At 70.2% G+C, this 13055-nt stretch carries 12 protein-coding genes; 5 read left to right on the forward strand and 7 right to left on the reverse strand.

Translation table 11 applies throughout. The features are described 5' to 3' along the window. The first annotated feature begins 105 nt into the window (after positions 1-105). Complete coding sequence (gene hemB, locus IE206_RS33010) at positions 106-1095, forward strand: porphobilinogen synthase (RefSeq protein WP_189968715.1); 990 nt, start codon at positions 106-108, stop codon at positions 1093-1095. Positions 1096-1117: 22 nt separating this feature from the next. Here the strand turns inward: hemB and IE206_RS33015 are convergent, their stop codons facing one another. From IE206_RS33015 to IE206_RS33030, 4 genes are all read right to left on the reverse strand, one after another. Beyond that, a complete protein-coding gene (locus tag IE206_RS33015; protein ID WP_189968717.1) occupies positions 1118-2161 on the reverse strand; it encodes a hypothetical protein in 1044 nt (347 codons plus the stop codon). 140 nt (positions 2162-2301) lie between these two features. Further along, positions 2302-3063 carry a DUF4253 domain-containing protein gene (locus tag IE206_RS33020; RefSeq protein WP_189968719.1) on the reverse strand — a complete coding sequence of 254 codons (762 nt, stop codon included), beginning with the start codon at positions 3061-3063 and terminating at the stop codon, positions 2302-2304. A 160-nt stretch (positions 3064-3223) separates the two neighbouring features. After that, the gene (locus tag IE206_RS33025; protein ID WP_189968721.1) at positions 3224-3460 is read right to left on the reverse strand and encodes a DUF397 domain-containing protein; all 237 of its coding nucleotides are present in this window, start codon (positions 3458-3460) and stop codon (positions 3224-3226) included. Then, complete coding sequence (locus tag IE206_RS33030; RefSeq protein WP_229853263.1) at positions 3457-4242, reverse strand: helix-turn-helix domain-containing protein; 786 nt, start codon at positions 4240-4242, stop codon at positions 3457-3459. The genes IE206_RS33025 and IE206_RS33030 overlap by 4 nt, the downstream gene beginning before the upstream one ends. A 151-nt stretch (positions 4243-4393) precedes the next feature. Between IE206_RS33030 and IE206_RS33035 the strand changes: the two genes are divergently transcribed. Both IE206_RS33035 and IE206_RS33040 read left to right on the forward strand, forming a co-directional pair. Continuing rightward, the gene (locus IE206_RS33035) at positions 4394-4843 is read left to right on the forward strand and encodes an ATP-binding protein (protein ID WP_189968723.1); all 450 of its coding nucleotides are present in this window, start codon (positions 4394-4396) and stop codon (positions 4841-4843) included. Between the two features lie 46 nt (positions 4844-4889). Further along, entirely contained in the window at positions 4890-6089 is a 1200-nt protein-coding gene (locus IE206_RS33040) for an aminotransferase-like domain-containing protein (RefSeq protein WP_189968725.1), read from the forward strand. Between the two features lie 69 nt (positions 6090-6158). On the opposite strand, the gene IE206_RS33045 is transcribed toward IE206_RS33040, so the two are convergent. Together IE206_RS33045 and IE206_RS33050 are read right to left on the reverse strand one after the other, a co-directional pair. Next, entirely contained in the window at positions 6159-6761 is a 603-nt protein-coding gene (locus IE206_RS33045; RefSeq protein WP_189968727.1) for a helix-turn-helix domain-containing protein, read from the reverse strand. Positions 6762-6828: 67 nt separating this feature from the next. Next, on the reverse strand, positions 6829-7545 hold the full coding sequence (locus IE206_RS33050; RefSeq protein WP_189968729.1) for a DUF4232 domain-containing protein: 717 nt from the start codon (positions 7543-7545) through the stop codon (positions 6829-6831). Between the two features lie 340 nt (positions 7546-7885). Here IE206_RS33050 and IE206_RS33055 point away from each other — a divergent pair, with 340 nt between their 5' ends. Further along, positions 7886-9268: a helix-turn-helix domain-containing protein gene (locus IE206_RS33055; protein WP_189968731.1), complete on the forward strand. Its 1383-nt coding sequence runs from the start codon at positions 7886-7888 to the stop codon at positions 9266-9268. A 39-nt stretch (positions 9269-9307) separates the two neighbouring features. Here the strand turns inward: IE206_RS33055 and argS are convergent, their stop codons facing one another. Further along, entirely contained in the window at positions 9308-11065 is a 1758-nt protein-coding gene (gene argS / locus IE206_RS33060; RefSeq protein ID WP_189968733.1) for an arginine--tRNA ligase, read from the reverse strand. A 157-nt stretch (positions 11066-11222) separates the two neighbouring features. Here argS and lysS point away from each other — a divergent pair, with 157 nt between their 5' ends. Further along, a complete protein-coding gene (gene lysS, locus IE206_RS33065) occupies positions 11223-12950 on the forward strand; it encodes a lysine--tRNA ligase (RefSeq protein WP_189968735.1) in 1728 nt (575 codons plus the stop codon). The last annotated feature ends 105 nt before the right edge of the window (positions 12951-13055 follow it).

A 13055-nucleotide genomic window follows, 5' to 3' on the forward strand; every position in this document is an offset into this window, starting at 1 on the left:
AGCCCATCCACACCCCCGGAGGTCACGCGGCGGAGCCGCAGAGTGTCACAGCGGGAAGGGGCGGGGTGGGGAAGACCTCCCTCCCCGGCGGCGTAGCGTAGGGGCATGACTGTGTACGGATCCTTCCCCGGGGCCCGGCCCCGTCGGCTGCGCACCACCCCCACCATGCGCCGCATGGTCGCCGAGACCCGCCTGCACCCCGCCGACCTGATCCTCCCCGCCTTCGTGCGGGAGGGCGTAGCCGAGCCCGTTCCGATCCAGGCCATGCCGGGCGTCGTGCAGCACTCCCTCGACACGCTGCGCAAGGCCGCCGTGGAGGCCGTCTCCGCCGGGGTCTCCGGGATCATGCTGTTCGGGGTGCCGGAGGACGAGAAGAAGGACGCCGCCGGGACCGCCGGGACCGACCCGGACGGGATTCTCCAGGTCGCCATCCGCGCCGTGAAGGAAGAGGTCGGCGACGACCTCGTCATCATGTCCGACCTGTGCCTCGACGAGTACACCGATCACGGGCACTGCGGCGTGCTCGACGAGCACGGGCGCGTGGACAACGACGCCACCCTTGAGCGCTACGCCGAGATGGCCCAGGTCCAGGCCGACGCCGGAGTCCACGTCGTCGGGCCCTCCGGGATGATGGACGGCCAAGTCGGCGTCATCCGGGACGCGTTGGACCAGACCGGGCACGAGGACGTCTCCATCCTGGCCTACACCGCCAAGTACTCCTCCGCCTTCTACGGACCCTTCCGCGAGGCCGTCGGCTCCTCCCTTCGCGGGGACCGCAAGACCTACCAGCAGGACCCCGCCAACACCCGTGAATCCCTGCGGGAGTTGGCGCTCGACCTCGACGAGGGCGCCGACATGGTCATGGTCAAGCCGGCCGGGCCCTACCTCGACATCCTCGCCAAGGTCGCCGAGTCCGTGGACGTGCCGGTCGCCGCGTACCAGATCAGCGGCGAGTACGCGATGATCGAGGCCGCCGCCGAGAAGGGCTGGATCGACCGCGACCGGGCGATCCTGGAGACCCTGACCGGCATCAAGCGCGCCGGCGCCCACATGATCCTCACGTACTGGGCGACCGAGGTGGCCAAGGGGCTGTAGGTCCGCGAGGGCCCAAGTCCCTTTATTTCTGGGCCAGTTGGCGTGCCGCGGTCAGTGCGCCCAGTACCAGCGGCATGGACTCCCTGGTGGCGGCCACGTACACCGGGGTGTCGCCGTCGCGGCATTCCAGCACGAGGCACACGTCACCCAAGTCGAGGCCCTCGGGGTCCGTCCGGTACGGCGGGCGGACCCTCAGCGGTTCCAGGGTGGCCGGTATGAGCTTCGGGTGGTTCCGGTAGTTCGGGTCGGGGATGATCGACAGGCCTTCGGCGTCGGCCATCAGGTAGCCGCCGCCCAGAACGCCCCCGTACGGGACGTCGCCGCGCACGATGCCCGCGAGGATGGTCTCGTCGGCGGGGATCACCGGCTCGATGTCGACCGTGTCCGTGGTTTTGCGGGCGTTCACGCGGTGCAGCACCGCGGCGGCGAACGCGCAGCCCGCCGCGACGACCGCCCCCGCCACCCCGTACGCCAGCAGCGCCGCCCGCCACCCGTGGACGAGCCACGGGAGCAGGCCGCCCGCCAATCCGAGGATGCCCGTGCCTACGACCGCGATCCCCTGCTGCCAGGGGTATCGGAGCCGGGTCGTGGCGTAGCCCCGGGCCCACCAGAGGCCGATCAGGATCAGGCCCAGGCCGGCCGAGCCCAGGGCCAGACCCCAGGCCAGGAACGGGCGGTAGGCGCCGCGCGGGTCCGCGGCGGTGTACCAGCGGGCGTCCGCCCAGTCGATGTACCGGACCGATCCCTCCCAGTACGTGACGTGGATCCGCTTCCCCGCCAGCCCCTCGAACGTGGACCGCTGATCCCCCTTGAAGTAGAGGGCGGGCCTGTCGCCCTCGGCGGTCTTCACGTACATCCAGTGCGAAGGCGTCTTGCCGCCTTTCTCCCTGGTGCGCTCGATCACCGCCGGTACCGAGTGCAGGCAGTCGGTGGCAGTGGTCCCGGGCGCACAGTCCCTGGCCGCCCGGAACGCCCGCTCCGTGTCCAGCCGTTCCGGCATCGGCACGAGCAGCAGCCAGACCATTACCAGGAGGAGGGCGGTGCCGATCGCTGTCGTGCTGATCACGAGCGCACGCCTTTTGGGCAGCGAAGGTGCGGCCGGGGCGGCCTCTGCCCGTCTTTCGTTCATGCGTTCATGATGCTCCTCGAATGATCGATCATTGAGTCAAGGATGTGTTAAGGGTTCCGGGGGCGCCGCCGCCCGGCTCAGCCCCAGTAGAACGTCCAACTTCCGTCGTGGAGGAGGGAGTCGGCGTATTCGTCGAGGTCGGTCTCTATCGTGTCCGGGCAGAACGCGAAGTGTTCCGCCGCCAGCACCAGGGCCTCTTCCCCGGTCGCGGGCGGGGCCGCCACCGACACGGTGAGGCGGTCGGGCGTCAGGCCCACCACCCTCGCCCCGAACCTGTCCTCCCACGAGCGCAGCACCGCGCACAGGCGGGCCACGTCGGGCTCGTGGTTCCGCGTGCCGCGCCAGCCGATGGCCGCCGGGATGTCGGCGCTGCGGCGGGCCGGGACCAGGGCGATCCGGGCGCCCTTCAGGTGACCCTCGCCCGTCGCCGCCCCTGCGGTCTCGGCCGCCCTGTCGTCCGGGTCCTCCCGAAGCGCGGGGGCCTCCGCCAGGCCGGGCCACTCCTCGGGGTCGTAGCCCAGCTCTCCCTCGGCGTACGTCTCCCAGTACTCGGCCAGCACGTCCTCGGCGTCGTGGTCGCCCGGGTACGACGCCTCGTCCGGGGCGAGCTCCCAGTCGGCCAACTCCCGTACTCCGCCCAGCAGTACGGGATGCAGGCCCGTTGCCCTGCGGGCCGTTGCGAGATGTGCCCAGTCCTGCGGGCCGGCCGGTTCATCCGCATACCAGAGCAGCGGCTCGGCCGCCGGACCGATCACCCTGCCCGGCGGCAGGTCGAGACCCAGCACCTTGCCGGTCGGGTCGTCCATCAGTTGCGGGAGTGGATTCGCAAGCATCGCCATGCCCCGAATGTAGATCCCGCCACTGACAACGGGCCGAGCGCGAGGGCGGTCCCGTGGTGGCATTCGGCTGCGGGCTCGTCGTGGCTGGTCGCGCCCACGCGGCGGAGCCGCATGATGGAACAGCCCCGCGCCCCTATAGGGGGTGCAGGCGGGCCAGGGTTCAGAGTTCCGCGATGAAGCCCTGCCACGTGGTGGGGTTCACGGTGAGGGTGGGGCCCTCGGGGGCCTTGGAGTCGCGGATGTGGATGGCGGAGGGGTGGGTTGCCACCTCGACGCAGGAGCTGCCGGCCTCGCTGCCGCTGTAGCTCGACTTGCGCCAAGCGCACGCGATTTCGACGCAGGCTCCGCCCTCGTCGCCGCTGTAGCTGGACTTGAACCACGTAAGTGCGATGCTCATTGCTCTCCTAGCAGCTGGTCCAACAGCCCTCTGGTCTGCTCGGAGTTGAGGGCCTGCGTTCGCAGCATCGCATACTTCTGCGCCAGGATACTGACCTCGTCGGGGTCGGAAATGAGCTGACTGCCACGTTGAGTCTCGGCGTAGGCGAGGTGCTGGTGATCCGGTGTCTCCACGAGGATGAAGGGTCCATTGAGCCCGGCGTGCGTGTGTCGTCCGAGCGGCATGACCTGGACGGTGAGCCCCGGCAGGTCGGCGCAGTCACGCAGGTGCCGCAGCATCTCCGCGTAGACCGCGTCACTGCCCAAGCGGTCCCGCAGGATGGCCTCGGAGATGACGAAGCTGAGGGTTGGCGGCTCCTTCCGGTGCAGTATTTCCTGCCGCTCAAGCCGCGCAGCGACCTGCGCATTGATCTCGTCCTCGCTCATCGCCGGCACCTTGCTCAGGAACACCGCCCGCGCATAGCTCTCCGTCTGGAGCAGGCCCGGCAGTACCTGGTTCTCGAACCAGGACAGCGCGATGGCCTCGCGCTCCAGGTCCATGTACTCCTCGGCCCACGCCGGGATCAGGTCGATCTCCGGCATGTTCTCGACCGCCGTCTTCAACGCTCCCTTTGTGTCGAGGAGTTGGTCCAGAAGTGCGGCCAGGTCGAGTTTCAGGGGACGGCGGCCCTGCTCGATCGAGGCGATCATCTCCTCGTGCAGCAGCACGCGCTCGCCCAGCTGGCGCTGGGTCAGGCCTGCGGCAATCCGGAAGGACGCCACGAGGGCGCCGACCATCCTCATCGCCGACGTGTTCTTCCGGGGTCGCTTCCTGGGGTGCATGCCTGCCAACTCCCCATACGTACCCGTACGTTACGCATCGCGGACCCGTACAGAATTTGTGTACGGGTCGGGCTACTGCGGCAGGCAGGGCGTACTCCGAAACCCTCCCTCCATGAACGACAACGAAATGCGGCAGCGCTTCTACCCCCGCCGCCGTCAATCCGTCCCCGCCGCCCGGAACTTCGCCGCCGGAGCCGTCGCCGACTGGGGTTTCTTCCACCGCATCGACGACATCCTGCTCTGCGTCAGCGAGCTCACCACCAACGCGTTGCTGCACGGGGTTCCGCCGGGGCGGGGGTTTCTTCTGCGGCTCCGGCTCTGCGAGGGGGCCGTGCTGCGGGTCGAGGTGCACGACAGCGGGGGCGGGGTGCCCCGGGTCGCCGACAGCCCGGACTGCGGCGGACGCGGGCTGCTGCTCGTGGGGGCCGTCGCCGACAAGTGGGGCGTGGGGGAGCGGGACCCCGGGAAGGCTGTGTGGTGCGAGTTCTGCTGCGAAGGCCCAGCGCAGGTCCGGGTTTCGGATCATGGAATGGGGCGCTGGGGAAGGGTGGGGTCTGCGTAAGGTGCGGGGTTAGTTGGACGTCCGAGCAACTGACAGGAGTCGCCCCATGCCCGCCACCTCATCGGCCGCCGCCGTGCCCGCGCTCGCCGCGCGTGCCGTGTCCGTCGGGTCCTCGCCCGTGCGGGAGATCCTCGCGCTGACCGCCCGGCCCGAGGTGATCTCGTTCGCGGGCGGGCTCCCCGCGCCCGAGCTGTTCGACGGCGAGGGCATGGCCGCCGCCTTCCGTGCCGTGATGGAGGGGGAGGCGGCGACGGCTCTGCAGTACTCGACCACCGAGGGCAGCCCGGCGCTGCGAGCCGCCACCGCCGCGCGGCTCGCCAAGCGGGGGCTCGCCACCGGCGCCGACGACCTCCTGATAACCACCGGCTCCCAGCAGGGCCTCACCCTCCTCGCGGCCGCGCTGATCGAACCCGGCGACGTCGTCCTCGTCGAAGACCCCTGCTACCTCGCCGCGTTGCAGGTCTTCGGCTTCGCCGGGGCCCGCGTCGTCGCCGTGCCCTGCGACGACGACGGGCCCGACCCCGTCGCCCTCGACGCACTCGTCGCCCGCGAGCGGCCCAAGCTCTTCTACTGCGTGCCCACCTTCCAGAACCCCACCGGCCGCACCATGACCGCCGAGCGCCGCCGCGCCGTGGCCGACGTGGCCGTGCGGCACGGGCTGTGGATCGTCGAGGACGACCCGTACGGCGAGCTGCGCTACGAGGGCGAGCACGTGCCCTGGATCTCCTCCTACGAGGACGCCGCCGACCGCACCGTGCTGCTCAGCAGCTACTCCAAGATCATGGCGCCGGGTCTTCGTCTCGGCTGGGTGCGGGCGCCGCGCGCGCTGCTGCGGGCCTGTGTGATCGCCAAGCAGGCTTCCGACCTGCACACTCCGACCGTCAACCAGCTCGCCGCCGCCCGCTACCTCGCCGACCGCGACCTGGACGCCCACGTCGCCAAGGTCCGCGCCGCCTACGGCGAGCGCCGCGACGCCATGCTCGCGGGCCTCCCCGACGCACTGCCCGAGGGCTCGACGTGGAACCGGCCCGAGGGCGGCATGTTCCTGTGGGCCCGGCTGCCGGAGGGGAGTGACGCAACCGCCCTGCTTCCGAAGGTGGTCGAGCACGACGTCGCCTACGTTCCCGGCGCGCCCTTCTTCGCCGGTGTGCCGGACGCTGCCGCGCTTCGCTTGTGCTTCGTCACCTCCGCCCCCGACGAAATCCGGGAGGGGCTCGGGCGGCTCGGGCGCGCCCTTAAGGGCTGAACTCCTGTAAGGGCCGACAGGGGACGATAAGGGTCGGGATGGGCTGAATTCCCTTGATGTACATGCCCGTTACCCCTTCGGCTTCGCCCTCACGTGCATCCGCTCGCCCTGTCGTCCGAAGAGGCTCAGCACCTCCACCGGGCGGCTGTCCGCGCTGCTGAACCAGTGGGGCACCTTCGTGTCCCACTCGGCGACCTCGCCCGGGCCGAGAACCAGGTCGTGCGCTCCGAGGACGAGCCTCAGCCGGCCGTCCAGGACGTACAGCCACTCATAGCCCTCGTGCGAGCGCAGGTCCGGCTCGGTGCCCCGGTGCGGGATCAGCATCTTGTACGCCTGAAGGGGGCCGGGGCTGCGGGTCAGCGGGACGAACGTGCCGCCGTTCGGCATGGGTCGCGGGGTCAACCGGACCCGGGGGTCGCCCACTTCGGGTGCCCCGACCAGATCGTCCAGGGGCACTCCGTACGCGCTCGCCAGCGGAAGCAGGAGTTCCAGGCTCGGGCGGCGCTGTCCTGATTCGAGGCGGGACAGGGTGCTCTTCGAGATCCCGGTCGTCTCGGCGAGCACGGCCAGGGTCAGGCCGCGCTGCGCGCGCAGCCGCTTGAGCCGGGGGCCCACGTCGTCGAGCACCGCTTGATGGGGCGAGGGTCCGGCGGGAGGCGGTGGTCTGTCCATGGGGGCAGTCCACTCTCGTATCCCGGAATCGGCAACACGGGTTGCCGCGGCGGACTCCGCCGACCGGCTACCACGCCTCGATCGAGGACAGGTCCGACTGCCAGTACGTGGCCATGGCCTGGCTGTCCACGACCGCGACGCTCTTGGAGAGCCTGGCGTACGCGGAGGGGCCCGTGGACTCCATGCCGACCTTGCCCCGGAAGTACACGACGACCTGGCCCGTGTTGTACGACTCGCTGCCGTCGTCCTCGCCCAGGGTGCGGACCATCGCGTACGCGGAGGCGCCCGGAGCCAGTGACACCACGGCCTGGGGGATGGTGTCCTTGTCGACCGCGATCGGGGACTGCTGGGCGTTGGAGAAGGAGACGGCGGGGGCGTCGTAGGCGTTGCACATCGTCTTGCCGGTGTTGGTGACGGTCAGCAGGATGTGGTTGACCGGGCGGTTCAACTCGGTCGCGGTCAGCTTCACGTTGGCGCCGGTGCAGGGCGCGTCGGCGTCACCGCCGCCCCCGGAGGGCTTCTTCGTGGACTTGCCGGTCGACTTGGCCGGGGCGCCGGTGTGCTTGCCCGAGCCCGTACCCGCCCCCTTGCCCGAGTCCGAACCCTTGCTGCCCGCCGCGTCACCCGCCGTCGGAGCGGGGGCGGCGGTCCCCGGGGAGGAGGCCGAGGGCTTGTCGCCGGACAGCGCCGCGTCGGAACCGCTGTCGCTGCCGCAGGCGGTCAGGGCGAGGGCGGCGATCAACGTGGTGGTCGCGGCGGCGGTGATGCGGAAGGTGGTACGCATGATGGTGGCGCTCCCCGTGTGTCGGTAAGTAGGTGTCCCGGACGCCGTGGTGGCGTCAGGCGCGGTAGTGGTGGATCAGCGTGATGAGGGTCGCGATGGATGCGGCCAGAACGACCACGGCCATCGAATCCGCGACGTTGAGCCGGATGCGGAATCGCATGGACTGCTCCCGGAACGAGCTGTTCGGCTGCTTGCTGCAGCTACCTTGCGGGCCGGTCCGACGGCCCCGCAACGGCCAAGGGACAATGGGGGAAGCTGGAACGCTGGAACACCCTTTGACCTGGGGAAACGACCTGTCCCTGGAATGCGTTCCTGGGATGGATGGGGAGGGGACCGGGGCATGGCGACGACCGAGTCCGAGCAGTTCGCGGCGCTGCTACGGGAGTTGAAGGACCGCTCGGGGCGCAGCTACGGAGTGCTCGCGGGCAAGCTCCACATGAGTACGTCCACGCTCCACCGGTACTGCAACGGAGACGCGGTCCCGAACGAGTACGCACCCGTCGAGCGGCTCGCCCGGCTGTGCGGGGCGACCCCCGAGGAGTCCGTCGAACTGCACCGGCGCTGGATCCTCGCGGACGAGGCGCGGCGGCGCGCGCGAGGGGCGAACGCAGGGCCGGTTGCGGCCGAACCCGCGCCGGTGGCCGTCGAGCCCGCTCCGGTTCAGGCGCCCGAGCCGGCCGTCGAGTCCGCTCCGGTTCAGGAAACCCGGCCCGAGCCCGCGCTGGAATCCGAGGGGGACTCCGACGCCGTCGAGCTCCCCGACGTCGGCCCCGCCACCCCTCACGCCCCGAAACGTACGAGCCGATTCGGCAGCGGGAGGCTCAGCAGCAGGAAGGTGAGGCTCGGGCTCGTCGGGGCGGCCGTCGTCGCGCTCGCCGTGCCCGCCGTCGCCGTCGCGAGCCTGTCCGGGCACGACGACGACAAGAGCTCCACGGTCGCCGACGCCAAGGAGAGCGGCCCCACCCTCAAGAGCCCGTCCGCTCGCCCGCCGAACGGTTCGCCCAGCGCGCGCCCGAGCCCGTCCGGCTCATCCTCCCCGTCCGCCTCGTCGGGCAGCCCGGTCCCGAAGGGCCAGCCGAAGCACGCTCCGGAGGCGGGTGTTCCGGTCAGTGTCGGCATCAGCTCGTACGACTGGGAGGAGCCGTGCGGCAAGTTCTATCTGCTCGACCAGAAGCCCGGATCGGTGCCGCCGCCCCCGACGAACCTCCAGGACCGGCGCTCATGGGCGCGGGCGCTCAACGGGGTCGACGGCGAGGCGCTGAAACTGGAGCTGACCGTGACCGGCAAGAGCCCGGAACCCGTGGTGATCACCGGGATCAACGTGCGGGTGGTGGCGCGGCAGGCCCCGCTGAACTGGACGGCGTACTCGATGGGTTCGGGCTGCGGCAGCGGAATCGTGCCGCAGTCCTTCGACGTGAACCTGGACGCGGCCCAGCCGGTCAGCAAGCCGGTCGCCGGTCAGCAGGCCGACGCGGTCGTGCCGGCCAAGGACTTCCCGTTCAAGGTGTCCACGACCGACCCCGAGGTCTTCGACCTGGATGTGCACACCCAGGCGAACGACGTCAGCTGGTACCTGGAGGTCAGCTGGAGCAGCGGTGACCGCTCCGGCAAGATCCCCGTCTACGACAAGGGGAAGCCGTTCCGCACCAGCGCGATCAAGGGCCGCCCGGCGTACGAGTACCGCCTGGACACCAACGTGTGGGACCACCTGGAAACCGGGTGAACCGGTCAACCGGGCAGCCCCACACGGGAGTTGGCGGTACTAGAGGCGCTCGGGCGTCCGGATGCCGAGCAGGGCCATGCCCTGGTGCAGCGTCCGGGCGGTCAGGTCGCACAGGAAGAGGCGGTTCTCGACCTGGGCCTCGCTGTCGGCCTTGAGGACCGGGCACTGGTCGTAGAACGTGGTGTACAGCGACGCCAGCTGGTACAGGTACGCGGCCAGCTTGTGCGGCGCGTAATCGGCCGACGCCTCGTAGAGCAGGTCGCCGAACGCGTCCAGGTGCAGGCCCAGCGCCCGCTCCGCCGGGGCGAGTTCGAGCTCCGGGTGGGCCCCCGGCCTGGTCTCGCCGGCCTTGCGCAGGATCGACCTGATCCGGGCGTACGCGTACTGGAGGTACACGGACGTGTCGCCGTTCAGCGACACCATCTGGTCCAGGTCGAACTTGTAGTCCCGGTTCGCCGACGTCGACAGGTCCGCGTACTTCACGGCGCCGATGCCGACGTACCGCCCGTTCTCGACGATCTCCTCCTCGGTCAGGCCCACCTTCTCGGCCTTCTCGCGGACGACCGCGGTGGCGCGCTCGGCGGCCTCGTCCAGGAGGTCCTCCAGCTTGACCGTCTCGCCCTCACGGGTCTTGAACGGCTTGCCGTCGGCGCCGAGCACCGTGCCGTAGCCCATGTTGTGCGCCGTGACATCGTCGCTCAGCCAGCCCGCCCGGCGGGCCGCCTCGAAGACCATCTTGAAGTGCAGCGACTGGCGTACGTCCACGACGTAGATCAGCGAGGTCGCGTTCAGGTCGGTGACCCGGTTCCGGATCGCCGAGAGGTCGGACGCCGCGTAGCCGAAGCCGCCGTCCGCCTTCTGCACGATCAGCGGGACCGGCTGGTCGTCCTTGCCCCGGATCTCGTCGAAGAAGACCACGAGCGCGCCCTCGGAGCGCACCGCGACACCGGACTCCTCAAGGAGCCGGGCCGTCTCCGGCATCAGGTCGTTGTACGCCGACTCGCCGACGATCTCGTCGTCCCGGATCTCCATGTCCAGCTTCTCGAAGACCGAGTAGAAGTAGACCTTCGACTCGTCCACGAACTGCTGCCACAGCTCCAGGGTCTCCTTGTCGCCGGACTGGAGGGCGACGACCCGCTTGCGGGCGCGCTCCTTGAACTCCTCGTCGGAGTCGAAGACGGCGCGCGAGGCCTTGTACACCCGGTTCAGGTTCGACATGGCCTGCTCGCCGTCGACGTCGTCGGCCGGGGCCAGCTCGCCGGGGTTCTCGATCAGGTACTGGATGAGCATGCCGAACTGGGTGCCCCAGTCGCCGATGTGGTGGCGGCCGATCGTCTTCTCGCCGGTGAAGTCGAGCATGCCGCGCAGCGCGTCGCCGATGACCGCCGAGCGCAGGTGGCCGACGTGCATCTCCTTGGCCACGTTGGGCTGGGCGTAGTCGATGACCGTGACGCCCGGGTTCTCCTTCAGCGGCACGCCGAGCCGGTCGTCGGCCGCGCGGGCCGCGAGCGTCTCGATGATCGCCCTGTCGGCGAGCGTGATGTTGAGGAAGCCGGGTCCGGAGACCTCGATCTCCTTGATCGCGTCGCCCTGGACCTGGTCGACGACCTTGGTCGCGAGCTCGCGCGGGTTGCCCTTGAGCTTCTTCGCGAGCGCTAGGATGCCGTTGGCCTGGAAGTCGGCCCGGTCGCTTCGTCGCAGCAGCGGGTCGGTGGAGCCGGCCTCCGGCAGGGCAGCCGAGAGGGCGTCCGCCAGGCGCTGCTGGACAGTGGAAGCGAGGGAATGGACCGAGGCCATGAGGTGCCGTTCCTGTCGGGAGTGAGGACGATTGCCCCCTGATTCTCCCACGCGGCCCCCTTCCCTTTCTCCCGAGATACGGGCAACCCCCAAGGAGCTCGTTCCGTCTGGGAGAATGGGCTTGCCAGCCTCTCCAAGGCATACGAGAAAGAAGGACGTGCCGACCGTGGCTCAGAGCAGCACCGAGACCGACTGGGTCTCCCGTTTCGCGGACGATGTCATCGCCGAGTCGGAGCGACGTGCGCCTGGCAAACCGGTCGTCGTCGCGTCCGGCCTTTCGCCCTCCGGCCCCATCCACCTGGGCAACCTGCGCGAGGTCATGACCCCGCACCTGGTCGCGGACGAGATCCGCCGCCGCGGGTACGAGGTCCGCCACCTCATCTCCTGGGACGACTACGACCGCTACCGCAAGGTGCCGCAGGGCATCCCCGGGGTGGACGAGTCGTGGAACGAGCACATCGGCCGCCCGCTGACCTCGGTCCCGGCGCCGGTCGGCTCCGCGTACCCGAACTGGGCCGAGCACTTCAAGGCCGCCATGACCGCGGCCCTCGCGGAGCTGGGTGTCGAGTACGACGGCATCAGCCAGACCGAGCAGTACACGAGCGGTGTCTACCGCGACCAGGTGCTGCACGCGATGAAGCACCGCGGCGACATCGACGCGATCCTGGAGCAGTACCGGACCAAGAAGGCCCCGGGCAAGAAGTCGCAGAAGCCTCTCGACGAGGCCGAGCTGGAGGCCGCCGAGGGCTCCGGCGCGGCGGCCGAGGACGACGGCACGGGCTCGACGGGCTACTTCCCGTACAAGCCGTACTGCGGCGGCTGCGGCAAGGACCTCACGGTCGTGACGGCCTACGACGACGACACCACGGAGCTGACCTACACCTGCTCCGCGTGCGCGTTCTCGGAGACCGTCCGCCTCAGCGAGTTCAACCGCGGCAAGCTGGTCTGGAAGGTCGACTGGCCGATGCGCTGGGCGTACGAGGGCGTGATCTTCGAGCCCTCGGGCGTGGACCACTCCTCGCCCGGCTCGTCGTTCCAGGTCGGCGGCCAGATCGTGTCGATCTTCGACGGCGTCCAGCCGATCGGCCCGATGTACGCCTTCGTCGGCATCAGCGGCATGGCCAAGATGTCCTCCTCGAAGGGCGGCGTCCCGACCCCGGCCGACGCGCTGCAGATCATGGAGCCGCAGCTGCTCCGCTGGCTGTACGCGCGCCGCAGGCCGAACCAGTCGTTCAAGATCGCCTTCGACCAGGAGATCCAGCGCCTGTACGACGAGTGGGACAAGCTGGAGGCGAAGGTCGCCGACGGCTCGGTGCTGCCCGCCGACGCCGCCGCGTACGCCCGGGCCGCCCGCACGGCCGCCGGTGAGCTGCCGCGCACCGCGCGTCCGCTGCCGTACCGCACGCTGGCCTCGGTGGTGGACATCACGGCGGGCCACGAGGACCAGACCCTGCGCATCCTCAGCGAGCTGGACCCGGCGAACCCGGTCACCTCGCTCGACGAGGTCCGCCCGCGCCTGGACCGCGCCGAGAACTGGATCACCACCCAGGTGCCGGCCGACCAGCGCACCCTGGTCCGCGAGGAGCCGGACACCGAGCTGCTCGGCTCGCTCGACGACGAGGGCCGCGAGTCGCTGCGGCTCCTGGTCGAGGGCCTGGACTCGCACTGGTCGCTGGACGGGCTCACCACGCTCGTCTACGGCGTGCCGAAGGTGATGGCGGGCCTGGCCCCCGACGCCAAGCCGACGCCCGAGCTGAAGGTCGCCCAGCGCTCGTTCTTCGCGCTGCTCTACAAGCTCCTGGTGAGCCGTGAGACGGGGCCGCGGCTGCCCACCCTGCTCCTCGCAGTCGGCGCGGACCGGGTGCGCAAGCTGCTCGCCGCCTGACGTATCGCATGGCCGAGGGCCGTCACCCGATCCCGGGTGGCGGCCCTCGTTCCATCTTTCGATGTACAGCGGATTCCATCCCGGGCAGGAGCCGCCGGGCGCGAC

The organism is Streptomyces violascens (genome assembly GCF_014649955.1).
Classification (GTDB): Bacteria; Actinomycetota; Actinomycetes; order Streptomycetales; family Streptomycetaceae; genus Streptomyces; species Streptomyces violascens.

Excerpts from the sequence above, each read along its gene's own strand:
- argS (WP_189968733.1), bottom strand. The coding sequence starts at position 11,065 with ATGGCCTCGGTCCATTCCCTCGCTTCCACTGTCCAGCAGCGCCTGGCG.
- IE206_RS33020 (WP_189968719.1), bottom strand. The coding sequence starts at position 3,063 with ATGGCGATGCTTGCGAATCCACTCCCGCAACTGATGGACGACCCGACC.
- IE206_RS33025 (WP_189968721.1), bottom strand. The coding sequence starts at position 3,460 with ATGAGCATCGCACTTACGTGGTTCAAGTCCAGCTACAGCGGCGACGAG.
- IE206_RS33045 (WP_189968727.1), bottom strand. The coding sequence starts at position 6,761 with ATGGACAGACCACCGCCTCCCGCCGGACCCTCGCCCCATCAAGCGGTG.
- IE206_RS33050 (WP_189968729.1), bottom strand. The coding sequence starts at position 7,545 with ATGCGTACCACCTTCCGCATCACCGCCGCCGCGACCACCACGTTGATC.
- hemB (WP_189968715.1), top strand. The coding sequence starts at position 106 with ATGACTGTGTACGGATCCTTCCCCGGGGCCCGGCCCCGTCGGCTGCGC.
- IE206_RS33040 (WP_189968725.1), top strand. The coding sequence starts at position 4,890 with ATGCCCGCCACCTCATCGGCCGCCGCCGTGCCCGCGCTCGCCGCGCGT.
- IE206_RS33055 (WP_189968731.1), top strand. The coding sequence starts at position 7,886 with ATGGCGACGACCGAGTCCGAGCAGTTCGCGGCGCTGCTACGGGAGTTG.
- IE206_RS33030 (WP_229853263.1), bottom strand. The coding sequence starts at position 4,242 with ATGAGGATGGTCGGCGCCCTCGTGGCGTCCTTCCGGATTGCCGCAGGC.
- IE206_RS33035 (WP_189968723.1), top strand. The coding sequence starts at position 4,394 with ATGAACGACAACGAAATGCGGCAGCGCTTCTACCCCCGCCGCCGTCAA.